Genomic DNA, 22280 nt, shown 5'->3' on the forward strand with positions numbered 1-22280 from the left:
GGGGCACTTCCCCCGCGGGGAAGTGCCCACTCGACGTGGTTGGGGGCGCTCGGTCGGGTCAGAGGAGCCTGCGTATGCCGGCCAGCTCGTCGGCGACGCCGGCCGGGTCCGTGGTCGGCCGGGACCGGAACAGCTCGAACACCATGACCGCCAGCTGGTCCATGACGGCGGCTGGCCCGAGGTCCGGGACCGGCCGGACCGGGACCCCACGCTCCCCGGCCACCCGGTCGGCGAGCGACTGGACGAGGACCCGGACGGACGGCATACGCGAAAGCGCGTGGTCGAGCGGCAGCTGGTGCCACCGCTCGACCACGCGCCGGAGCTCGTCGGACACCTCCTGCGGGGTCGGCGAACCCACGCGTGGAGATGCCATGGCCGTCAGTCGCGCAGGCGCGCGAAGAGACGGACGAACTCGATGTAGAGCCAGACGATCGAGACGATGAGGCCGTGCGCGAGCAGCCACGAGTACTTCTTCGGGGCGCCGACCCGCACGGCGTTGTCGATCGTGTCGAAGTCGATGGCCAGGGAGTACGACGCGAGGCCGACACCGAGGACCGACAGGACGATGCCGAGGCCGCCGCTGCCGCCGAAGCCCCAGCCGCTGATGACGCCGGTCATGAGGAGCACGACCTGCAGCAGGGAGAAGAGGCCGTAGCCGACGATGGCGAAGAAGAACATCCGGCGGGTCTTGTCGTTGACCTTGACGAAGCCCGTGGCGTAGCCGACGTACATCGCGACGAAGACGCAGAGCGTCGCGAGGACCGCCATCTGCACGACGCCGTCGTACTTCGGGATCGACGCGATGTACTGGCTGAAGGCGCCGAGGAAGGCACCCTGCAGCACGGCGTAGACCATGAGCAGCGGCACCGACACCTTCTTCATGAAGGCGATGACGAAGCCGAGGATCAGCGTGCCGAACATGCCGCCGAGCCAGAACGGCAGCGTCATGTCGGTGTTGGCGGCCGTCCAGAACCACGAGACGCCGGCCACGGCGACCGTGACGACGAACAGCGTGAGGCTCTTGATGACGACGTCGTCGACGGTGACGCGCCCGGTGTCGGCCGGCCCGGCCGGCGGCTGCGCGTACATCTCGTTGAGCTGCCGAGCCGTCATCGCGTCCTGGGTCGCGTAGCCGGTCGAGGCAGCCTGGGTGCCGTGCTGCGCCTGCTGATGCGGACTGCCCTGGGGCGAGCCGAAGCCGGCGTAGCGCTCCTTCTCGATCTGCTTGTTGAGCCGGTCGAAGACCGGGTTTCCACCTGCCATGTGAGTGCGCTCCTAAAAGCACTGGGTGCCACGACCCGCGACTGGGCGTGACGACTGTCCCCAAGGGTAAGCGAACGCACCCCACCAGAAGGTTCCCGCGCGCCGGATCCGAGCACGCACGACACCGAGGCCGGCGCCCGGCACGGGGTCGACCGAGCCGACCGCCGGGACGGCATACTGGGGACCCCGCCCCCGTGGCCCAACCGGCAGAGGCAGGCGACTTAAAATCGCCAACGGTGAGGGTTCGAGTCCCTCCGGGGGTACGTCAGGGGAGCCAGCCCTCCGGGCACGGTTCGGTAACGCCCTGCTCACGCCTTGGCGAGGCGCGGCAGGCGCCGCGCCGCTCCGCCTAGAATGGCCGGCGAGACCGTGGTCCAGGGGCTGCCTACGCGCTCCTTCTGGATCGTGCGCGCCGTCTGGCGCCGACCCCTCACCAGACGAAGGAGCAGCGGGTGCTGGAGCATCGAGTCGCCGACGCGACGTCGACCGGCTCCGCACGCACGTCCCTGCTGACCGCGTGGCCCGTCGACGCCCGTGTCGCAGCCTTCGGCGAGCGCCTCGCCGACGCGCTGCGCCGCACGTGGGCCGACCCGATGGTCCGGCGAGGCACGCTCGGCACGACCCTCGTGGCCGCCGGCTCGATCAGCCCGGCCTTCCTGCCCGCCGACACCTTCGAGCACCCCGCCTCGCCCCTCATCGAGCGCTTCGGCCTCGAGTGGCTCGGCACGGGCGCGGGTCGGGTGCTCACGACGATCCTGCTCGCGGTCGGCATGGCCCTGCTCGTCGACGCGTGGCTGCGGATGCGTCCGGTGCACGGTCGCAAGGCGCCGTCGCTGGCTTGGCTCCTGTGGAGCCTGCCGATCATGCTCGCGCCGCCGCTCTTCAGCCGCGACGCCTACAGCTACGCCGCGCAGGGCCAGATCGTGCTGCGCAACATGGACCCGTATGCTGTCGGCCCGTTCTGGGTGCCGGGTCCGTTCGCCGACCAGGTCGACCCCATGTGGGTCGACACGCCCGCGCCGTACGGTCCGCTCGCGCTCCAGGTGCAGCACCTCGTCGTCAGCATCTTCCCCGAGAACGCCTACCTCTCGGCCCTCGCCATGCGCGTGCCCGCGCTGCTCGCCGTCGGTCTGCTCGCCTACGCGCTGCCCCGCCTCGCCGAGCGCTACGGCGTCAGCGGACGTCACGCGCTGTGGCTGGGCGTGCTCAACCCGCTCGTCATCATGCACTTCGTCGGCGGGGCCCACGGTGACGCGGTCATGGTCGCGCTCGTGACCTTCGCGCTGCTGCTGGCCAGCCGCGGCCAGTTCGTCACCTCCGCGATGACGATCGCCGCCGCTGCGGCCTACAAGCAGACCGCGGTCCTCGCGCTCATCGGCGTCGTCGGCATGGCCCTGCAGGCGCAGGGCGACCTCGCACCCGGTGCACCGGCGCGACTGCGCGCGATGGTCCGCCACGGCCTCGTCTACGGCGGGGTCACGGCCGCGACCTTCACGGCGATCACGGCCGTGTCCGGTCTCGGCTGGGGCTGGATCCCCAACCTCTCCGTGCCGGTCTCGTTGCGCTCGATGCTCTCGCCGCCGACCTTCGTCGGCAGCGTCGTCGAGTGGCTGCTCCGGGTCGCCGGCATGCCCGAGAGCGTCACGTCGGCGCCGGTCCCGATCGCCCAGTCCATCGGACTGCTCGCCGGTCTCGCCGGCATCGCCTGGATCGTCTGGCGAGTGGCGCCCCGAAACCCGGTGCTCGCCACGGCCGGAGCCCTGCTCGTGCTGTGCGCCTCGGGTCCGGTCATCCACCCGTGGTACCTCCTGTGGGGTGGCCTGCTGCTCGCGGCGGTCCGCCTGTCGGCCAAGCACGTGCGCGCCGTCGTCTTCGTGACGCTCTTCTTCGTCACCTACGGCGTCGTCGACGCGACGGTCTCCAACGGCACGTGGGCCCTCGGCGTCTCGGCCGCCCTCTGGATGATCGCGCGGTGGCGCGCCAACCGCCGACGGGTGCACGAGCAGTCCGACGAGCCCGTGCTCGCCGCTGCGCTCCCCCGGACCTGAGGGTCAGGCGCGGCGGGCCGCGCTCAGCGCGATCCCGTCGAGGATGTCGTGCTCCGACGTGACGACCTCGGTGACGCCGGCACGGTCGACGACCCGCTCGACGACGCGGCGCCAGACGAGCGCGCCCGCGCCGATGACGTCGACCCGGCCCGGGTGCACGTAGGGCAGCTCGGCGCGCTGCGCCCGTGGCATCGCGAGCAGCTCGTCGCAGGCGACGACCATGTCCGCGGGGGCCGAGCGGGCCAGGTGCACCCGTTCGGGGTCGTATGCCGGCAGGCGCAGCAGGTGCGCCGTGATCGTCGTGACGCTGCCGGCCAGACCGACGAGCGTCGCGACTCCCTCGAGGGGCACGAAGGACTCGGCCACGTCGAGCGCCGCGTCGATGTCGCGGGTCGCCGCTGCGATCTCGGCGTCGGTCGGCGGGTCGCCGACGAGGTGGCGCTCGGTCATCCGGACGCAGCCGATGTCGACGGAGCGGGCGGCCTCGACGTGGTCGGTGCCGCGAACCAGCTCGGTCGAACCGCCGCCGAGGTCGACGACGAGGTACGGCCCGCAGACCCCTCGGGCGGCGAGGCCGCCCGTGGCCCCGGCGAACGACAGCGCGGCCTCCTCGTCACCCGAGACGACCTCGGGTGAGACCTCCGAGCCGAAGTGCTCGGCGAAGGCCGCCCGCACGCCCTCGATGAAGTCCGCGGCGTTGCGCGCGTCGCGCGAGGCGGAGGTGGCGACGAAACGCACCCGGGTGGCGCCGAGCTCACGGCACGCGGCGGCATACTCCCGCGTGACGGCGAGGGTGCGCTCCATCGACTCGGGCGCGATGACGCCGGTGCGGTCGACACCGTGGCCGAGGCGGACGATCTCCATGCGGCGCAGGACGTCGGTGAGCGCGCCGGACGCGGGGTCGACGTCGGCGACGAGGAGGCGGATCGAGTTCGTGCCGCAGTCGATGGCGCCGACGCGCAGGGGCTCCCCCGTGCTGCCAGCGGTGCTCACGGGGGTCGTCATCGGTCGACCCCGTCCGCGGTGTCCTGCTCGGTGTGCTGCGCGGTGTCCTGCGCGGTGTCCTGCGCGAGCGCCGTCGTGGCGTCCTCGGCGGCGTGGACGGCCGCGCACGACGTCGGCTTCCACCAGTCGCCCAGCATGGCGAGCGCCTCGTCACCGAGCGGGTTGACCCCGGGTCCGGCGGCGAGCGAGTGACCGACGAGGACGTGCAGGCACTTGACGCGGGTCGGCATGCCACCCGCCGAGACGCCCTCGATCTCCGGGACCGCGCCGAGCTCGGCGCGCTGTGCGAGGTAGTGCTCGTGGGCCTTGGCGTAGGCGGCAGCGAGCTGCTCGTCACGACCGAGGCGCTCGGTCATCTCCTTCATGACCCCGGCCGTCTCGAGCGTGCTCACCGCGCCGGTGAGCCGCGGGCACGTCGCGTAGTACGTCGTCGGGAAGGGCGTGCCGTCGGGCAGACGGGGCTCGGTGCGCAGCACGTCCGGCTCGCCGCACGGGCACCGGTGCGCCACGGCGGCCACGCCGCGGGGACGTCGCCCGAGCTGGCGCTCGACGGCGTCGAGGTCGGCGGGCTCGACGGGCGGCTGGGAAGGACGGTCGGGGTTGCTCACGCGGTGCTCACTTCTCGGTCTGACGGGGCGACCGCGGTCACTTGGTGCTGGTGACCCCGGCCGCGGGTCGGTCGGCGATCTGCACCGACTGCCACACCTTGCCGTACCAGGGTGACGCGGCGTTGGCCAGGGGTGCGGCCACGGCGGGGCGCGCGGTGGCCGGGGTGGCGGCCCGGTCGGCCGACGGGTCGATGACGGTGTAGGCGCGGTCGCCGACCCGGACGAACTTGAGGCGTTCGCGCGCCTGGACCTCGATGTAGGCGGGGTCCTTCCACAGCGCGGCCTGGCGTTCGAGCTGTTGCACGCTCTGCTGCTGCTCGGCGACCTTCTCCTGCATCGCCGCAGTGTCGCCGCGCTGCTGCACGAGCGAGCGCAGGGTCGGCACGATCGTCACGGCGAGCATGACGACGATGCCGAGCAGGATGGCGCCACGGACCCACGCCGTCGAGGCCGACGGCGGCGCGGCCTGGGGCGTGCGCGGGCGGGCGGCGAGCGCGGGTCGCTCCTTGCCCGCTCCCGGCCGGCTCGTCCGGGCCGCGCCGGGACGCGACCGTCCCGGTCGGGTCGCGGACGAACGCCCGGATCCGGCGCGGCTGCTGGTGCGTGCGGAGGACGAGCGGCCGGCGGACGTCGAGGACCCGGTGCCGGGACCCTTCGCCGTCGAACCCGACGTGGAGCTCGGCTTGGGGCTCGGCTTGGGTGCCGACGTCGCGCTGGGCGTCGACGTCGAGCCCGCCCCGGACCCGGACCCCGACGCGGGGCGCGAGGTCGGGCGGGCACCCGGCCGCGCGCCGCCGCCCGGGCGACCCGTCGACGACGGGCGGCCCGGGCGGGACGGCGTGCGGTCGGCCATGAGCTCAGCCCTCGGCGCCGAAGCGGCTCGCGTCGAAGCGCGGGAAGGCGCCCGTGCCGGCGTAGACGGCGGCGTCGTCGAGCTCCTCCTCGATGCGCAGGAGCTGGTTGTACTTCGCGACGCGCTCGGAGCGGGCCGGGGCGCCGGTCTTGATCTGGCCGCAGTTGGTGGCGACGGCGAGGTCGGCGATCGTGACGTCCTCGGTCTCACCGGACCGGTGGCTCATCATGCAGCGGTAGCCGTTGGTCTGCGCGAGCGTGACCGCGTCGAGGGTCTCGGTGAGCGTCCCGATCTGGTTGACCTTGACGAGCAGGGCGTTGGCGGTGCCGGTGGAGATGCCGCGCCCCAGCCGCTCGGGGTTGGTGACGAACAGGTCGTCGCCGACGATCTGCACCTTGTCGCCGAGCAGGTCGGTCATGGCCTTCCAGCCGTCCCAGTCCTCCTCGTTGAGGGGGTCCTCGATGGAGACGAGCGGGTAGGCGTCGACGAGCTCGGCGTAGTAGGCGACCATCTCCTCGGCCGACTTGCTGGCGCCCTCGAAGGCGTAGGAGCCGTCCTCGAAGAACTCGGACGCCGCGACGTCGAGCGCGAGGGCAATGTCGCGACCGGGCTCGTAGCCGGCGGCCTTGATCGCCTCGAGGATGAGGTCGAGCGCGGCGCGGTTGGACTCGAGGTTGGGAGCGAAACCGCCCTCGTCGCCGAGGCCGGTGGCGAGGCCACGCTCGCTCAGGACCTTCTTCAGGGCGTGGTAGACCTCGGCGCCCCAGCGGACGGCCTCGCGGAAGGTCGGTGCGCCGACGGGCGCGATCATGAACTCCTGGATGTCGACGTTGGAGTCGGCGTGCGACCCACCGTTGAGGATGTTCATCATCGGGACCGGCAGGACGTGCGCGTTGGGGCCGCCGACGTAGCGGAAGAGCGGCAGACCGGCCGACTCGGCCGCGGCGTGCGCGACGGCCAGCGAGACGCCCAGGATGGCGTTGGCGCCGAGGTTCTCCTTGTTGGCCGACCCGTCGAGCGCCATCATCTCGGCGTCGATGAGCCGCTGCTCGCTCGCGTCGAACCCGACGAGGCGCGGGTTGATCTCCTCGATGACCGCGTCGACCGCCTGCTCGACGCCCTTGCCGAGGTAGCGACCCTTGTCGCCGTCGCGGCGCTCGGAGGCCTCGAAGGCCCCGGTCGAGGCGCCGGACGGCACGGCCGCGCGAGCGAACGTCCCGTCGTCGAGGCGGATCTCGACTTCGACGGTGGGGTTGCCGCGCGAGTCCAAGATCTCGCGGGCGCCAATCTCCTCAATGCTGGCCACTGACACTCCTGTGAGGGTTCGCTTCGACATCCGGCGCGGTTACGCGTGGATGCTCCGGTGGGGGGCAGTGCACCCGGGGAGCCTGACCTCCGAGCGGTGCGCACGACGCCCGATACGGTCGAAGCCTAGTCGCTGCCCGGGGCGCCAGCCTTCAGCGACCCGGCTGTGGCCCGAATCGTGGATGGCGCGAGGTCGTGAACCTGAAATCCCCTGAGACATTGCATCCCAAGTCGACCCATACAACGCCAAACAGACATGGTCTTTACTCATTCCTTACCCGCGCTTGACCCGGACGGACATACTCCGAAGTAGTCATCCGGGGGGGTGGCAATTCATGGGTGAGTTACGACGCCAAGGGGGTTGGTGCTGTCATGGGGCAAGCCGTGGGTCAGCCGGGGATGATTCTCCTGGACCTGAGTGCACGAGTGGATGCACGAGGAACGACGGACCGGGCGCGGGGGGAGCGCCTGCTCCAGCTCGCGATCGCAGCGGGCGACGTGTTCATCATCGCGACGGCGACGCTTCTTGCCGCCGCCCAGCGGTTCGACGTCCCCATCATCCCGGTGACCAACGACATCAACTCCATTGCGGTTTCGGTGGGCCCGTGGATCGTCATCGCGTGGGTGCTCGCCAATGTCGTGCGTGGCACCTACGCGCGGGCCCACGTCGGAGTCGGCACCGTGGAGTACGCGCGCGTGCTCAGCGCGGCGGGACTGACAGCAGGGGCCATCGGCATCAGCAGCTACCTGACGAAGTTCGAGCTCTCTCGGATCTTCTTCGTCCTGATGTTCCTCATCGGCGTACCCATGCTCCTGCTGTGGCGGTGGTCTGCCCGCCGCATCGTCCACGTCCTGCACCACCGGGGACACCTGCTCACGAAGGTCCTCATCTCCGGTTCTGAGGAGCGGATCGACGAGGTCGCCACCGTGCTGCGCCGCGAGAAGTGGCTGGGCTTCCAGATCATCGGAGCCCTGGTGCCGACGTCCGCGACGGCCACCGAAACCCCTGGGGGTGTGCCGGTCATCGGCTTCACGAACGAGACCGCGCCCAACGCGCTCGCCTCAGAGGCCGATCTCGTGCTGTTCGCCGAGGGCGCGTTCCCATCCCCGGTCGACTTCCGACGGATCGCCTGGGACCTCGAGGGTCATGACGTCCAGATGGCGGTCGTCCCCAGCCTGAGCGACATCTCGTCGGGCCGGATGGCGATGCGTCCGGTCGGCGGCCTCCCCTTGGTCCACGTCGAGCCTCCCCAGAGCCTTGCCGCCTCGCGAGGCCTGAAGCGCGCCTTCGACCTCGTCGGTGCCAGCATCGCCCTGCTGCTCGCGTCACCCGTGATGCTCGTCTTCGCGCTGCTCACCAAGCTCCAGGACGGTGGTCCGGCGCTCTTCCGCCAGACCCGCGTCGGCCGGGACGGTCAGCTCTTCGAGTGCCTCAAGTTCCGCAGCATGGTCGTGGACGCCGAGGCGCGCCTCTCGAGCATCGGCCACCTCAACAAGAACGCGGAGGGCGTGCTCTTCAAGGCCCAGAACGACCCTCGAATCACGCGCGTCGGCGCAGTCATGCGACGGTTCTCGATCGATGAGCTGCCCCAGCTGATGAATGTCATCAACGGGGACATGAGCCTCGTCGGTCCGCGACCAGCCTTGCCGGCCGAGGTTCGTCGCTACGAGATCGACGTCCAACGTCGCCTTCACGTGCGTCCGGGACTGACCGGCCTCTGGCAGGTGTCCGGTCGCAGCGACCTGTCGTGGGATGACACCGTCCGCCTGGACCTCTACTACGTCGACAACTGGTCGATCGTGCAGGATCTCAGCATCCTCGCCCGGACCGTGCACGCCGTCTTCGCCTCTCACGGTGCGTACTGAAGCCTGAGAGCGACGAAGCTTCAGGAAGGTCGATCCCGGTCGGCTGCTCACCGCAGTCGCGGGGGCCGTCGTGCCGGCTCAGGCGTCCGGCGTCAGTTCACCCGATGCGCTGGCGGCCTCGAGCTGCCGTAGGGTCTCGCGCAGGGCTGCCTCGGCGTCGACGCCCTCGGCCCGCGCCCGGCGCACGAGGTCGAGCAGCCGGGCGCCGAGACCGTCGGCGGCCACGGCCGTCTCGACGAGGTCGTCGCGCCCGGCCCGGTGCAGCCGCGAGACGTACTTCTCGGCCCGGGCCAGCGCCGGCAGCGAGGTCGGGACCCCCTCGAGCGGGTGGGTCCGGTGCTGCTTCTCGGCGGCCTTGATCGTCTCCCAGTTGGCCTCGACGGCGTCCGGGGTGTCGGCCTCGATGTCGGAGAAGACGTGCGGGTGGCGCCGGACGAGCTTGTCGACGAGGCCGCCGGCGACGTCGTCGATGCCGAACGGCTCGCTCGGGTGCTCCTGCGCGACGCGGGAGTGGAAGACGATCTGGAGCAGGAGGTCGCCGAGCTCCTCCTGCATGTGCTCGGGGTCGCCGCTCTCGATCGCCTCGATGGCCTCGTGCGCCTCCTCGAGCAAGTACGGGACGAGGGAGGCGTGCGTCTGCTCGGCGTCCCAGGGGCAGCCTCCGGGCGAGCGGAGACGGTCCATGACGGCCACGACGTCGAGCAGCCGGGCTCCGGGCACGTCGTAGGAGCCGATGAGCAGCTCGACGTCGGGCGGCTCGGGCAGGCGGGTCACCTCGACCGCGACCGCGTCGCTCAGCCCGGGGTCGCCGTCGGAGGACCCGACCCACACGACGTCGCGGACAGCCGAAGCGGTGACGAGGTCGCGCGCGAGGTCGGCCGGGTGACCCTCCTCGCGGGGCACGACCTCGATCCCGGACTCGACCAGGGCGGCGACGAGCGGCTCGTCGGGACGGCCCCACACGGCATCCGCCCGTTCGAGGGTGCTCCAGGCCTCACGGGTCAGCAGGCCGGGGGCGATGCGTGGGGTCGTGACGAGCAGGACGACGCGGGCGGTCACGACGGCGAGGGGCGCAGGACTACTGCGCGGGGGTCGGCGTGGCGGCCGGGGCGGGGTTGGCGCCCGGCTTGACCCAGTTGGGGGTCTGCTGGCCGAGCGTGAAGTAGACGGGGCCCTGGTCGGACTGCACGATCGAGCCGTACTTGGGGTTGACCGAGATGTTCGCCTTCTTGAGGTCGGCGCGGTAGGCGGCGACGTCGGCGGGCGTCATCTTCTGGGACTGGATGAGCGCGACCGCCTCGACGAACTCCTTCGTCGTGTCGGTGGCACCGGGGATCGAGGAGATGACCGAGGCGTAGGTCTCGTCGGGCTTCCAGCTACCCGAGGCGGAGACGGCGTCCTTGAGCAGCGGCGCCGCGACGAGGGCCGTGACGACGATGTTCTCGGCGAAGTCGAGCTTGGCCGCCTTGAGCTGGTCGAACGTCTCGCGGACGTCGGACTCGTGGATGACCGTGCCGTTGACGACGGCGGCGGCCTGCTGGCGCGTCTCGAAACCGCACCCGCCGAGCAGCGAGACGGCACCGAGCGCCACGACGCCGACGACGGCCGCACGCTTCGCGGGATGAGCAGACCAAGCCTTCACGAATTTCCTCCTCTGGCGGATGCGTCTGACATCCTACGGTGCTCCCGCGGCGGACCTGGCCGCACCCGACGATGCGGCCGCCGAGGCGGACATCGAGGCGGACGCGGCAGCGATGTCGTCGAGCAGGACGGCTTGGATCAGCTGCCTCGCCCACGTCAGCACCTCGACGTCGCGCAGCGGCTTGCCGCCGACCCGCGCCGTCATCGGGGCGGGCACGAGGATCGTGCCGAGGGCCTCCTTGACGAGCGTGCCGGGGTAGAGGCGCATGAGGCGGAGCTGCTGGCTCTCGCGCAGCTCCTTGACCGGTCCGAACCGGACGACCTTGCCCTGGACGCCGATGTCGCCGATGCGGGCGGCTCGGGCCACGACCCGCAGCCGGGCGACCTCGAGGAGGTTCTCGACCGGCTTCGGCGGCGCGCCGTAGCGGTCGCGCAGCTCCGCCTCGATCTCGTCGACGGCCTCGAACGTCTCGACGGTCGCGAGCTTCTTGTAGGCCTCGAGGCGCAGCCGCTCCCCCGGCACGTAGTCGTGCGGCAGGTGCGCGTCGACGGGCAGCTCGATCTTGATCTCGGCCGGCAGGTCGACGGCGTCGCCGCGGAAGTCGGCCACGGCCTCCCCGATGAGCCGGACGTAGAGGTCGAAACCGACACCCTGGATGTGGCCCGACTGCTCGCCGCCGAGGAGGTTGCCGGCGCCGCGGATCTCGAGGTCCTTCATGGCCACGGCCATGCCCGACCCGAGGTCGGTGTTGCTCGCGATGGTGCGCAGGCGGTCGTGCGCCGTCTCGGTCATCGGCTTCTCGGGCGGGTAGAGGAAGTAGGCGTAGGCCCGCTCCCGCCCGCGACCGACGCGGCCACGCAGCTGGTGCAGCTGGGAGAGGCCGAGCACGTCGGAGCGCTCGACGATGAGGGTGTTGGCGTTGGAGATGTCGAGGCCGGTCTCGACGATCGTCGTGCAGACGAGCACGTCGAAGCGCTTCTCCCAGAAGTCCTCGACGACCTGCTCGAGCTTGTGCTCGCCCATCTGGCCGTGCGCCGTGGCGATGCGCGCCTCGGGGACGAGCTCGCGCAGCCGGGCGGCCGCCCTCTCGATGCTGCTCACCTTGTTGTGCACGAAGAAGACCTGACCCTCGCGCAGCAGCTCGCGCCGGACCGCGGCCGTGATCTGCTTCTCGTCGTAGGCCCCGACGAAGGTGAGGACCGGGTGACGTTCCTCGGGCGGCGTTGCGAGGGTGGACATCTCACGGATGCCGGTGACGGCCATCTCGAGCGTGCGCGGGATGGGCGTGGCCGACATCGACAGGACGTCGACGGCCGTGCGCATGGTCTTGAGCAGCTCCTTGTGCTCGACGCCGAAGCGCTGCTCCTCGTCGATGATGACGAGACCGAGGTCCCTGAACTTCACGTCCTTGGCGAGCAGCCGGTGCGTGCCGATGACGAGGTCGAGGGTGCCGTCGGCCATCCCGGCCATGACCTCCTTGGCCTCCTTGTCGCTCTGGAACCGCGACAGCGAGGCGACCTTGACCGGGAACTGCGCGTAGCGGTCGGAGAAGGTCTGCTGGTGCTGGCTGACGAGCAGCGTCGTGGGCACGAGGACGGCCACCTGCTTGCCGTCCTGGATCGCCTTGAAGGCCGCGCGCACCGCGATCTCGGTCTTGCCGTAGCCGACGTCACCGCAGATGAGGCGGTCCATCGGGACCTGCTTCTCCATGTCGGCCTTGACCTCGTCGATGCTGACCAGCTGGTCGGGTGTCTCGACGTAGCCGAAGGCGTCCTCGAGCTCGCGCTGCCACGGGGTGTCGGGCGCGAACGCGTGGCCCTTCGTGGCCTGGCGGGCGCTGTAGAGACGGATGAGGTCGGCGGCGATCTGCTTGACGTAGCGCTTGGCGCGCGACTTCGTCTTGCTCCAGTCGGAGCCGCCCATCTTGTTGAGGGAGGGTTCCTCGCCGCCGACGTACTTGGTCACCTGGTCGAGCTGGTCGGTGGGGACGAAGAGACGGTCGCCCGGCTGGCCCCGCTTGCTCGGCGCGTACTCGATGACGAGGTACTCGCGGGTCGCGCCGGCGACGGTGCGCTGCATCATCTCGACGAAGCGGCCGACACCGTGCTGCTCGTGGACGACGTGGTCGCCTGGGCGCAGCTGGAGGGGGTCGACCTGGTTTCGGCGGCGTGACGGCATACGGCGCATGTCCTTGGTGGACGTGCCGCTGCCCGGCTGGCCGGTCAGGTCGGTCTCGGTGAGGACCTCGAGGCGCGACGCCTCGTGGACGAATCCGCGACCGAGCGGCGCACACGTCACGCTGACGAAACCGGCCTCGAGGGGATCACGGTCGTCCGGGCCGAGCGCACGAACCGGCACCTCGTTGTCGCGCAGCACCTCGCCAACGCGCTTGGCGAGACCGGGCCCCTCGGTGACGACGGCCACGACCCAGCCGTCTCGGACACGCTCGCGCAGGTGCTCGACGGCGCGCTCGGTGTCACCACGGAAGGCCTCGGGGTCGCTCGTGCGCACGGCGAGGCGCTGGTCGACGTCGTCATCCTCGCTGACGAGCTCGGCGTCGGCGACGAAGGGCGTCATCGTCCACCAGGGCAGCGCGAGACGTTCGGCACGTGCACGCACCTCGGCGAGCGACCAGTAGGAGGCGCTCCCCAACAGGGACTGGAGGTCGACAGGCACCTCGTTGCCGGCGGCGGCATTGGCCCAGCTGGCCTCGAGGAACTCCGCACTCGTCGCGACGAGGTCGTGCGCGCGCCGGCGTATGCGCTCGGGGTCGGCGAGCAGGACGACGCAGTGCTCGGGCAGGACGTCGAGCACGGACTCCATGCCCTCGACGAGCGCCGGGGCGAGCGACTCCATGCCTTCCACAGCGATCCCCTCGGCTACCTTGGAGAGCATCTCTGACACGCCGGGCAGCTGGTCGGCGAGCGCCCGGGCCCGGGCGCGCACGTCGTCGGTGAGCAGCAGCTCGCGGCACGGGGGGGCCCACAGCCCGTGGTCTGCGATCTCGAGGGATCGTTGGTCGGCGACCTTGAACCAGCGCACCTCCTCGACGGTGTCGCCCCAGAACTCGATGCGGACGGGGTGCTCCTCGGTGGGCGGGAACACGTCGAGGATGCCGCCGCGCACGGCGAACTCGCCGCGCCGCTCGACGAGGTCGGTGCGCGTGTAGGCGGCGGCGACCAGCGCGTCGACGACGTCCTCGAGGGGTCGCTCGTCGCCCGCGCGCAGCGCGACGGGCACGAGCTCGCCGAGACCCTTGGTCAGCGGTTGGAGGATCGCGCGTACCGGCGCCACGACCACTGACAAGGGGCCGTATGCCGGGTCGCCGGGGTCGGGGTGGGCGAGCCGTCGCAGCACGGCCAGGCGACGACCGACCGTGTCGCTACGGGGCGAGAGGCGCTCGTGCGGCAGCGTCTCCCACGACGGGAAGACGGCGACGCCGTCGCCACCCAGGACGGCCGCAAGGGCGTCGGCGAGGTCCTCGGCCTCCCGCGTCGTGGCCGTGACCGCGACGACGGGGCTCCCGGTCGGGGCAACCTGCTCCGCGAGCGCCGCCACGAGGAAGGGCCGGGTGCCATCGCTTCCCGACACGTCGACCAGGCGCGATCGGCCCACCTCGGCAAGCACTGCCTGCACGTCCGATGTCCTGCGCCACGCGTCGAGCACCGGGGTCAGGTTCGGTCTGTCGGCGGGAGGGGCGGCAGGGTTCATCAAGGGTCCCAACGGTTTCGGACAACGCGAAGAGCCCATCCCGGGGGCGGAGGGGCCCAGCCCACTCTAAGGCCTGTTGCGGAGCCGGCTCACGCGACACCGGCGCGTGTGCGGGCGCCTGTCCGACCGGGCTCGAGGCGGGTGTTGTGAGGCCGGGGACGGCTCCTCACACCACCCCCGGCTCAGAGGACTCCCGCACGGCTGCGAGGTACGCCTCACGCGCAGGTCCGTCCTCATGGGACTCGTGCAGCAGGTTCGGCTCGGCGTAGTCACGAGCGGGTCGGCTTCGAAAGGCGTCCCTGGCCAGGGCCACGACGCTGGCCAGCGTCGTGTCGCGAGTGTTGAGGAACGCGATCTGCCCGGAGAAGCGGGTGTCGGGGAGCAACGGGACGGGTCGTAGACGGTCCACGGCGCGAACGAGCCAGGTCCATGCCGAAGGGATGCCGACGCCCGTGGGGTCCGCACGGAGTGCCCGTGAACGGACCTCCGCGGCGGCGAGCGCCAGTTCCGTCCCGCCGAGGCGTGCCCGCGCCGCAAGGAGCTCGCGGTCCACCCCGGGCCGTCGCAACGCGAGGTCGAAATCCTTGGCCCAGACGAGGCGGTGCCCTCCGGAGTGCACGAGGTGGTAGGCGAGGTGGAGCACCGTGTCGACGGGGTCGAGGGTGCGAGCCGGAATTCCCTCCAGCCCGGCGGGAACCGACCGTTCGAGAAGGGTTGCCGTGGGGAATCGAAAGGCGCGGCGCAGGTCTGGCTCGTTGACGACGTTCCAGTGCAGGTCGAGGCGGGTCCCGTGCGGAAGCCTGAGTGAGAGCTCGGCTCGCATCTGCCGCCGGATCAGGAGCCAGTTCCGGTCCACGAGTGTGGCCCCGGCCGCGATGAGCACCTTCAGCGCTTCACCGAGGCGCCGACCGTCGATGAGCAGGTCGAGGTCACCGTACTGGCGCATGTCGCTGCGGGGCCAGACGCGCTCCGAGAGAACGGGGCCCTTCAGCACCAGGGAGTCGATGCCGGACCGGTCGAGAACGGACGTCACCAGCCCCAGCTCTCCCAGGGTCATCATGTGCCGGCGCACCTGGTCGGAGTAGGCGAGCTGGAGTCGGCGAACGAGGGCGTCCGGCGCCGACGGGTCGTCGCGGACCCGGAGGTAGAGGGCCGGTGCGCAGCTGTTGAGCATCGCCGACAGGAGGAGGCGGTCTGGGTCGACGGCGGACCAGTCCACGGGCTTGTGGGCATGCGGCCTCTCCACGCTGTCGACCAGCAGCTGGACGATGCCCTGGTCCTGATCGCTCATCTCCCGCCTCCCCGACGCTGCTGTCGCAGGATACCCAGCAGCGTGGGTGCGAACGTCCGAAACGGCGGGCACCCGATCTCGCGAAAGCATCCATGGACCCGACCGTTCCGTTCTACGCTTCGGCCAACGACGACGTTCTGGGGGGAACATGCGATTACGTCAAGAGGGGTTGGTCTGGCGCGAGGTCGATGGAGAGATCATCCTCCTCGATCTCGATTCGTCGCGATACCTGACGACGAACGGCTCGGGCTCCTTTCTGCTCCAGCGCCTGACGTCGGATCAGGACCGGGATGACTTGGCGCGAGCGCTCGCAGAGCGCTACGACCTCGACGTCGAGCGCGCGCGAGCTGATACCGACTCGTTCCTGAGGGTGCTGCAGGAACGCCGTCTGCTCGCCTGACGCAAGACATCACAGGCTGGGCGCGCTCACCGCGCGGCCAGGGACATCGATGTACGGCTGAGCCGACACCGCGGTGGTGACGGTCAGGGGATGTCCCTCATGGACAAGTCGGTCGGGAGGAGGTGAAGACCAATGGAGAACTACGAGTCGCCATCGCTGACGGACGTGGGTTCCGTCGTCGACCTGACGATGGGAGACCTGTTCCAGCCCGGACAGGACGCCCTCTCGCAGATCCCGATCATCGGGGGACTTTTCGGGTCCTGACACGTGGTACGCGCGGGGGCCGCGCCGACCGGCGGGCCCCCGCGCTTCCTTCCGCGCCCCTGCTCGACGCCGTGGCGCATCCGGCCGAGGAGAGCAGGACGATGAGTTCACCGACCACCGTGGGGTCGCGCCACGAGTACTACCGTCTGACGGCGTTCGAGGTTGCGACCAGCTGGGTCCACGGGCAGGTCCAGGACCCGCTGCGGGGCCGGGGCCGTGCACGCGAGACACCGCGGCAGGCCCTGGAGGCGATCCTGCTCCGCCCGATCCTGGCGGGGCCCTGCTACGTGGCCTTCTCCGGGGGTCGGGACTCCTCTGCGGTGCTGGCCGTGGCCACCCACCTCGCGCGGCGACACGGGGTGCCGGACCCGGTGCCGGTCACCGAGCGCTACCCGGGCCTCCCCGAGGCAGACGAGGCGCGGTGGCAGCACCTGGTGGTCGATCATCTCAAGCTTCGCGAATGGCACACGATCGAGCTCGACGAGACGCATGACCTGCTCGGCCCAGGAGCGCGAGCAAGCCTGGCACGCCGCGGGCTGCTTTGGCCGGCAGCGCTCCACCTCAAGACCCGGGTGCTCGCGGAGATCGGTGGGGGGTCCTTCCTCACCGGAGAGGGCGGCGACGAGGTGTTCGGGGACCGTCGGGTCGCGCGCGTACGCCACGTGCGTGACCGCGGACGGCGCCCCACCTTGGCGGAATCCCGTTCAGCGGCAACAGCGCTCGCACCTGAGGTCGTTCGTCGCTGGAGGATCCGCACGCGCCTCGAGCGCGATAGCTTCCAACCCTGGGTGCGCAGCGAGATCCTTCGAGTGCACCATCAGCTGTTGGCGACCGACGCGGCTTCCGAGCCCATCGACGCTTCTGCGTCGATCCGCTGGCTCCTGCGCCGCCGGGCGTCCGCCGTGTCCGCGCACAACTACGCCCGGCTCGCCTCGGAGTACGGTCTGGACCTCGTCCAACCGCTGCTCGCGCCACAGTTCGTCCACGCCCTCGCGGCGGCCGCGGGCACGTGGGGCTACGCGTCGAGGACCGAGGCCATGCGCCATCTCTGTCACGACCTGCTGCCGGACGAGATCCTCGCCCGGACGTCCAAGGCGTACTTCAACCGTGCCTTTGTCGGCGCGGGCGCGCGGGGCTTTGCGCGAACCTGGGACGGATCCGGCGTCGACACTGACATGGTCGACCCGGGACGACTCCGCTCGGAGTGGCTCTCGGACTTTCCTTCCGCCCTGAGCACGACGCTTCTGCACGCTGCGTGGCTCGGACACACCACCGAGCGGACCGGGTCATGACGGCTGGCGTCCGGGCTGCGGAAGGACTCCGCCGGGCACGCGACGCGGCCGCGGCGCTGGCCATCGCCTGCCTCGTGGAGGTCGGCGTCAGAGTCGTGCGCCTACCGGAGTTGGCGGCGTGGCTGGGGGTCCCGCTGTCCACCGAGCCCCTCGCGCCAACCGATCCCGACACGCGGGTCGACCTGCCAGCGTGCGCGAAGCGCCGCCTGGCGGCGACCGAGCGCGTGATGCGGCACTGGCGCTTCGGAGACACGTGTCTGCGCCGGGCACTCGTCGCGGGCTGCCTCCTCAGGCGCCTGCACCCCGTGCTGCGCATCGGCGTGACCAAGGTCGAAGGCGAGGTGCGGGCTCATGCCTGGATCGAGATCGAGGGCAGAACCCACGACCCGGGCTTCGTGGACTTCGGCATCGTGGAGAGGATCCGTCCGGCATGACTCACGTGGCGAGCCTGTACGGGCTCACCGTCGCAGCGCCGTTTCCCCTGCACGTGGCGCGTCCGGCCCCCCGAGGGCCCGTCGACGTCCAGTTCGTGCTGGGCGCCCCCATCGCAGCGACGTCTGACCGGCCCCCCGGAGTCGTGGTCGTCCACCGGCCCATCAGCGACGAGGTCCACGCCACGTACGTCCGAACCGACGACGGCGGATACCTCCTGCGCTTCGCCCGGACCTGCGACTTCGTCATCGACGCCTCCCTCGGTCGTATCACCATGCACATGGCGCAGGACGTGCCGCCCGAGATGGGTGCGGTCATCGCCTTGGGGACCGTGCTGTCGTTCGTCCTGCTGCTTCGCGGCGACTGCGTGCTGCACGCGAGCGCCGTACAGGTCGGCGGCCACGCCATCGGCTTCGTCGGTCACTCCGGGATGGGCAAGTCGACGATGGCCGCGCTGATGTGCGCCGATGGCGGACGGGTCATCACGGACGACGTCCTCCGCCTCACACCACGGGACGGCCTGCCGCGGTGCGCGCTCGGGGCCACCGAGCTCCGGCTTCGCAGCGCTGCAGGTGCCTTGGCCGACGACCTCGTGGACACGCTCGGTCAGGACGTCTCCGCACGGTCGACGGCAGACGAGCGCAGCGCACTCCAGCTGCCCACCGCCACCGAGGAGGACCTCGAGCTCGCCGCGCTCGTCATTCCCCGACCCCGGCGCGACCTCGCCGAGGTCTCCGTGACACTCCTCGACGCGAAGTCGGCTCTGCTCACGCTGATCCGATTCCCCCGTGTCGTGGGCGTCGTCGACCCTGTCATGCAGGGCGAGCAGTTCGATCACCTGGCGTGGCTGGTCGCGACCGTCCCGGTCTATCTCGGCGACGTGCCGTGGGGGCCCCCGTTCCCGACCGGGACCGGCCGCGCTCTCGCCAGCCTCGTCGGGGCGTCCGGACGAGTCGCCGACCCAGACCTCAGCCGCGAGTCGGCTCGATGAAGGCAGACGCCTGGAGCCGGAACAGTTCCGCGTACCGCCCACCCAGTTCGATGAGCTCCTCGTGGGACCCGGACTCGACGACCCGGCCCTCGTGGAGGACCACGATCCGGTCCGCCTCACGCACCGTCGACATGCGGTGGGAGATGTAGAGCGCCGTGCGTCCGCGCAGCATCGACCGGAGCGACACGAAGAGCTCGTGTTCTGCCCTGGGATCGAGCGAGGCGGACGGCTCGTCGAGGATCACGAACGGCGCGTCCCGGTAGAGCGCGCGCGCGAGCGCCACTCGCTGCCACTGCCCCAGCGAGAGCTCCTGGCCACCGACGAAGCTCTTGCTGAGGATCGTGGCCAGGCCGTCGGGCAGCCGGCGAAGTGCCTCGTCGACGCCGACGGTGGCGGCGGCCGCCATGATGCGCTCGTCCGTCGCCGGTTCGTCTGCCCGACCGAGGGCGATGTTGTCCCCGGCCGGCAGCTGGTACCGGAGGAAGTCCTGGAAGATGACGGCCGTCTGCGTCAGCATGGACGCGCGGTCCAGGTCGCGAAGGTCGACCTCGTCGCGCACGACGCGTCCGGACGTCGCCGGGTAGAGACCGGCCACGACCTTCGCGAGGGTCGACTTTCCCGACCCGTTCTCTCCCACGAGGGCCACCACGTCGCCCTGCTTGATCTCCAGGGACACGCCACTCAGGGCGGGCTGGCGTGAGCCCGGGTACACGAAGCCGACGTCCTCGATGCGTAGCGTCTGGAACGGCCCGTCCACCACGACGCGGTCCTCTGCAGCCGGCTGCACGGCGAGCGCGAGGAAGTGGTCCAGGTCATCGAGGAACAGACCCGACTCGAAGACGAGCTGGCTGCTCGAGGCGATCGTCGTCAGCTGCCCCGCCAGGAGTCGCACGGCGACAAGGGCGGCCCCCGCCTCGGCCAGCCCGACCTTTCCGACGCTGACCAGCCAGACGACGATGATGAGTGTCCCCGCAAGGACGATCGACGAGACGACGGAACTGACGAGCGAGAGCAGGCTCTTGCGCCGGACATGCCGACGCAGGGCGTCGACGTAGTCTCCGTAGACCTGGTCGAAGCGATGGTGCAATTCCTCCGCGATGCCGTACGCACGGACCTCGTTCGCCTCCGTGCGCCCGACCTGAACGCCCATCAGGTACTCCCGCAACCGCAGCCTGGGCACCTGATCGACGGCAAAAGCGAACTCGAGGCGGCTCGAGCGCCGGGAGGCCAGCTGGACCGGTACGCCCGACAGCAGCAGCAGCGGGAGGAGAACCGGGTGGATCGAGGCGATGACCACGGCCAGGCCCACCGACCCGACGATGCTGCCGATCAGCCCCACCAGCCCTTGGCAGACACTCAGTGGCCGAGTGACGGCGTTGAGCTGGACACGCTGGAGCCGGTCGTAGAACGACGGGGTCTCGAACGCGAGGAGGTCGACCTGGCTCGCGACCCGCAGGATGTCCGATCGGGTGCGGCGCGCCACGACCTCGCCCTGAAGTCGCTGGAGCTGCGGTAGGACGGCCGAGGACACACTGGACACAGCCATAGTGCCGGCCAGGAGCAGCACCGGGCCGACGGCCGCGGACACCGATCCCCCGGACTGGATCCCGAGGAGGGCGTCGAGCACCCATTTGACAGCGAGTACCTGGACCGCGACGAGAGCTGCGGCGACGAGCTGGATGGCGGCGGTGACGAGGAAGAGCCCACGGTCGGCGCTCCACGCGAGCCTCAGGCTGCGCGTGACGATGGACACGAGCCGACCCCAGGTCCGTCGCTGACGCACGGCCTCGATCTGCAGTTCCATGTGGTCGAGCAGCGGCTCTCCCCGCATCCTCGTCGAGGCGCGGTCGTTCGGCTCCCTGCCCTCGTCGGCATCGGCGTCGCGCGGTCCCCCGCGGCGACCGGAGACCCGTTCGGCGGACGCCTCAGGCACCTCAGTCCCCAGCACTCATGGACTCGGCGACCACCGTCGCGTCGTGGCCGGACGCGGAGGACTGCCCCGCGCCCAACTCGCTGTACACGGACGTGTAGACAGCCGCCTGGGCCCGCCAGTCGAGCACGTCCTCGGCGCGCTGTCTCCCCAGGGCTCCCAGTCGTGCACGCCGCTGCGGGTCGTCGAGAAGCTTCTCGACCTCGTCGGCGAACGCAGCGACGTCGCCGGACTCGACGTAGATCCCGACCTCCCCTGCCGAGCAGCGAACCTCCCGGAGGTCGAAGGAGATCGTCGGGAGCCCGTACGCCATGTACTCCATGGTCTTGTTCATGGTGGAGAGGTCGTTGAGCGGCGTCTTCAGGTCCGGGCCGAGCCCGATGTCGGCCGTGCTGAGGTAGCGGGTGATGTCAGGTAGCCCGACGCGTCCGGTGAACTGGACGTTCCCCTCGAGGCCGAGTTCGATGGCCTGGGCCTTGAGCTCGTCCAGGCAGTCGCCGAAGCCGAGCAGCGCCAGCCTGACCTTCCCCCGACCACGACGGTTCACCAGCTCGTCCATGACCAGCAGCAGTTGGTCGACGTCGTCCTGGGGGCCCATGATCCCGAGGTAGACCAGGAGGCTGTCGGCGCCCTCGCGCAGCGAGAGGTCCGGCTCCTCCGGCTTCATCCGGCTGGTGTCCGGGCCACTGCGCACGACGCTGACCTGCTCGGGCGCCTTGCCGCCTCGCGACCGTGCTATCGACGCGTACGACTCGTTCGTCGAGATGACGTGGTCGGCAGTCTTGTACGTCTGGCGTTCGAGCCAGAGCAGCCCGCGGTACTGGATGCGACCGGACAACCCCTTGGGCGTGCCGAACCGCGACAGGAAGAGTTCCGGATTCAGGTCGTGCTGGTCGTAGACGAAGCGAACCCCGCTTCGGCGCCAGAGACGAGCGAGCAACCAGTACGTGTCCGGCGGGTTGCAGGCCTGGATGACGTCGAAGCCGCAGCGCTGGTGGACCTTGACCGAGAGCAACGCCGTGCGCAGCCACGAGTAGGCGAACTCGTACGCATAGCCGAGGGCACCCCGGACGGGCGGGGCCGGCCGGTACCGGCGGATGTGGACGCCTGCGAGCTCCTCGTGAGCCGCGTCCCCCGGTCCTTTGGGACAGATCACGCTCACCTCGTGGCCTTCGGCGACGAGCGCCTGGCACTCGAGCCACACCCGCCGATCCATCGGCACCGACAGGTTCTGGACGATGATGAGAACACGAGCACGATCGGACATCTGCCCCCCTCGACTGTCATTCGGCGTCAGTCTGCCAGCCACCGGGTCCGATGTCCGGGGAACTGTCAGTTGAGCCGAAAGCACGGACAGGGACCGCAGGCTCAAGCAGAAT

Annotated in this window: 19 protein-coding genes and 1 tRNA gene; 8 read left to right on the top strand and 12 right to left on the bottom strand. The window is 70.7% G+C overall.

Going from position 1 to position 22280, the window contains the following annotated elements:
• Nucleotides 1–58 precede the first annotated feature (58 nt).
• Both TAE01_RS14235 and TAE01_RS14240 read right to left on the bottom strand, forming a co-directional pair.
• The gene (locus tag TAE01_RS14235; protein ID WP_246111361.1) at nt 59–373 is read right to left on the bottom strand and encodes a hypothetical protein; all 315 of its coding nucleotides are present in this window, start codon (nt 371–373) and stop codon (nt 59–61) included.
• A 5-nt stretch (nt 374–378) separates the two neighbouring features.
• Complete coding sequence (locus TAE01_RS14240) at nt 379–1263, bottom strand: Bax inhibitor-1/YccA family protein (RefSeq protein ID WP_147067485.1); 885 nt, start codon at nt 1261–1263, stop codon at nt 379–381.
• 188 nt (nt 1264–1451) lie between these two features.
• Between TAE01_RS14240 and TAE01_RS14245 the strand changes: the two genes are divergently transcribed.
• Together TAE01_RS14245 and mptB are read left to right on the top strand one after the other, a co-directional pair.
• A tRNA-Leu gene (locus tag TAE01_RS14245) sits at nt 1452–1526 on the top strand.
• Nucleotides 1527–1715: 189 nt separating this feature from the next.
• Nucleotides 1716–3311, top strand: coding sequence for a polyprenol phosphomannose-dependent alpha 1,6 mannosyltransferase MptB (gene mptB, locus TAE01_RS14250; protein ID WP_147067486.1), 1596 nt, complete (start codon nt 1716–1718; stop codon nt 3309–3311).
• 3 nt (nt 3312–3314) lie between these two features.
• Here mptB and TAE01_RS14255 read toward each other — a convergent pair whose 3' ends face one another.
• Genes TAE01_RS14255 through eno form a run of 4 tightly spaced genes read right to left on the bottom strand, consistent with a single transcriptional unit; the run spans nt 3315 to nt 7083 of the window.
• Nucleotides 3315–4316 carry a Ppx/GppA phosphatase family protein gene (locus TAE01_RS14255; RefSeq protein ID WP_147067487.1) on the bottom strand — a complete coding sequence of 334 codons (1002 nt, stop codon included), beginning with the start codon at nt 4314–4316 and terminating at the stop codon, nt 3315–3317.
• Nucleotides 4313–4924 carry a DUF501 domain-containing protein gene (locus tag TAE01_RS14260; protein WP_147067488.1) on the bottom strand — a complete coding sequence of 204 codons (612 nt, stop codon included), beginning with the start codon at nt 4922–4924 and terminating at the stop codon, nt 4313–4315. The genes TAE01_RS14255 and TAE01_RS14260 overlap by 4 nt, the downstream gene beginning before the upstream one ends.
• Nucleotides 4925–4961: 37 nt before the next feature.
• A complete protein-coding gene (locus tag TAE01_RS14265; protein ID WP_147067489.1) occupies nt 4962–5777 on the bottom strand; it encodes an FtsB family cell division protein in 816 nt (271 codons plus the stop codon).
• 4 nt (nt 5778–5781) lie between these two features.
• Entirely contained in the window at nt 5782–7083 is a 1302-nt protein-coding gene (eno, locus tag TAE01_RS14270; protein WP_147067490.1) for a phosphopyruvate hydratase, read from the bottom strand.
• Nucleotides 7084–7508: 425 nt separating this feature from the next.
• Between eno and TAE01_RS14275 the strand changes: the two genes are divergently transcribed.
• Complete coding sequence (locus TAE01_RS14275; protein WP_246111363.1) at nt 7509–8948, top strand: sugar transferase; 1440 nt, start codon at nt 7509–7511, stop codon at nt 8946–8948.
• 78 nt (nt 8949–9026) lie between these two features.
• On the opposite strand, the gene TAE01_RS14280 is transcribed toward TAE01_RS14275, so the two are convergent.
• From TAE01_RS14280 to TAE01_RS14295, 4 genes are all read right to left on the bottom strand, one after another.
• The gene (locus TAE01_RS14280; protein ID WP_147067492.1) at nt 9027–10007 is read right to left on the bottom strand and encodes a nucleoside triphosphate pyrophosphohydrolase; all 981 of its coding nucleotides are present in this window, start codon (nt 10005–10007) and stop codon (nt 9027–9029) included.
• A gap of 19 nt (nt 10008–10026) precedes the next feature.
• Entirely contained in the window at nt 10027–10590 is a 564-nt protein-coding gene (locus TAE01_RS14285; protein WP_147067493.1) for a hypothetical protein, read from the bottom strand.
• Nucleotides 10591–10623: 33 nt separating this feature from the next.
• Nucleotides 10624–14301, bottom strand: coding sequence for a transcription-repair coupling factor (mfd, locus tag TAE01_RS14290; RefSeq protein ID WP_147067494.1), 3678 nt, complete (start codon nt 14299–14301; stop codon nt 10624–10626).
• 166 nt (nt 14302–14467) lie between these two features.
• Nucleotides 14468–15592: a nucleotidyltransferase family protein gene (locus tag TAE01_RS14295; protein ID WP_186815215.1), complete on the bottom strand. Its 1125-nt coding sequence runs from the start codon at nt 15590–15592 to the stop codon at nt 14468–14470.
• A gap of 169 nt (nt 15593–15761) precedes the next feature.
• Between TAE01_RS14295 and TAE01_RS14300 the strand changes: the two genes are divergently transcribed.
• The 5 genes from TAE01_RS14300 (at nt 15762) to TAE01_RS14320 (ending at nt 18971) form a co-directional block, all read left to right on the top strand.
• Nucleotides 15762–15992 carry a PqqD family protein gene (locus TAE01_RS14300; RefSeq protein WP_222594136.1) on the top strand — a complete coding sequence of 77 codons (231 nt, stop codon included), beginning with the start codon at nt 15762–15764 and terminating at the stop codon, nt 15990–15992.
• 132 nt (nt 15993–16124) lie between these two features.
• A complete protein-coding gene (locus TAE01_RS14305; RefSeq protein WP_147067497.1) occupies nt 16125–16256 on the top strand; it encodes a lasso RiPP family leader peptide-containing protein in 132 nt (43 codons plus the stop codon).
• Between the two features lie 101 nt (nt 16257–16357).
• Nucleotides 16358–17548, top strand: coding sequence for an asparagine synthase-related protein (locus tag TAE01_RS14310; RefSeq protein WP_147067498.1), 1191 nt, complete (start codon nt 16358–16360; stop codon nt 17546–17548).
• The gene (locus TAE01_RS14315; protein ID WP_147067499.1) at nt 17545–17982 is read left to right on the top strand and encodes a lasso peptide biosynthesis B2 protein; all 438 of its coding nucleotides are present in this window, start codon (nt 17545–17547) and stop codon (nt 17980–17982) included. Before TAE01_RS14310 ends, TAE01_RS14315 begins: the two co-directional genes overlap by 4 nt.
• Entirely contained in the window at nt 17979–18971 is a 993-nt protein-coding gene (locus tag TAE01_RS14320; RefSeq protein WP_147067500.1) for a phosphoenolpyruvate carboxykinase (ATP), read from the top strand. Before TAE01_RS14315 ends, TAE01_RS14320 begins: the two co-directional genes overlap by 4 nt.
• Here the strand turns inward: TAE01_RS14320 and TAE01_RS14325 are convergent.
• The gene (locus tag TAE01_RS14325) at nt 18949–20904 is read right to left on the bottom strand and encodes an ABC transporter ATP-binding protein (RefSeq protein ID WP_246111365.1); all 1956 of its coding nucleotides are present in this window, start codon (nt 20902–20904) and stop codon (nt 18949–18951) included. The genes TAE01_RS14320 and TAE01_RS14325 overlap by 23 nt on opposite strands.
• Before the next feature lies 1 nt (nt 20905).
• Nucleotides 20906–22273: a glycosyltransferase family 4 protein gene (locus tag TAE01_RS14330; protein WP_246111366.1), complete on the bottom strand. Its 1368-nt coding sequence runs from the start codon at nt 22271–22273 to the stop codon at nt 20906–20908.
• Nucleotides 22274–22280 lie beyond the last annotated feature (7 nt).

This window comes from Terrabacter aerolatus, from assembly GCF_007991735.1.
GTDB lineage: Bacteria > Actinomycetota > Actinomycetes > Actinomycetales > Dermatophilaceae > Terrabacter > Terrabacter aerolatus.

Excerpts from the sequence above, each read along its gene's own strand:
- TAE01_RS14235 (WP_246111361.1), bottom strand. The coding sequence starts at position 373 with ATGGCATCTCCACGCGTGGGTTCGCCGACCCCGCAGGAGGTGTCCGAC.
- TAE01_RS14240 (WP_147067485.1), bottom strand. The coding sequence starts at position 1,263 with ATGGCAGGTGGAAACCCGGTCTTCGACCGGCTCAACAAGCAGATCGAG.
- TAE01_RS14255 (WP_147067487.1), bottom strand. The coding sequence starts at position 4,316 with ATGACGACCCCCGTGAGCACCGCTGGCAGCACGGGGGAGCCCCTGCGC.
- TAE01_RS14265 (WP_147067489.1), bottom strand. The coding sequence starts at position 5,777 with ATGGCCGACCGCACGCCGTCCCGCCCGGGCCGCCCGTCGTCGACGGGT.
- mfd (WP_147067494.1), bottom strand. The coding sequence starts at position 14,301 with ATGAACCCTGCCGCCCCTCCCGCCGACAGACCGAACCTGACCCCGGTG.
- TAE01_RS14295 (WP_186815215.1), bottom strand. The coding sequence starts at position 15,592 with ATGAGCGATCAGGACCAGGGCATCGTCCAGCTGCTGGTCGACAGCGTG.
- TAE01_RS14305 (WP_147067497.1), top strand. The coding sequence starts at position 16,125 with ATGGAGAACTACGAGTCGCCATCGCTGACGGACGTGGGTTCCGTCGTC.
- TAE01_RS14310 (WP_147067498.1), top strand. The coding sequence starts at position 16,358 with ATGAGTTCACCGACCACCGTGGGGTCGCGCCACGAGTACTACCGTCTG.
- TAE01_RS14315 (WP_147067499.1), top strand. The coding sequence starts at position 17,545 with ATGACGGCTGGCGTCCGGGCTGCGGAAGGACTCCGCCGGGCACGCGAC.
- TAE01_RS14320 (WP_147067500.1), top strand. The coding sequence starts at position 17,979 with ATGACTCACGTGGCGAGCCTGTACGGGCTCACCGTCGCAGCGCCGTTT.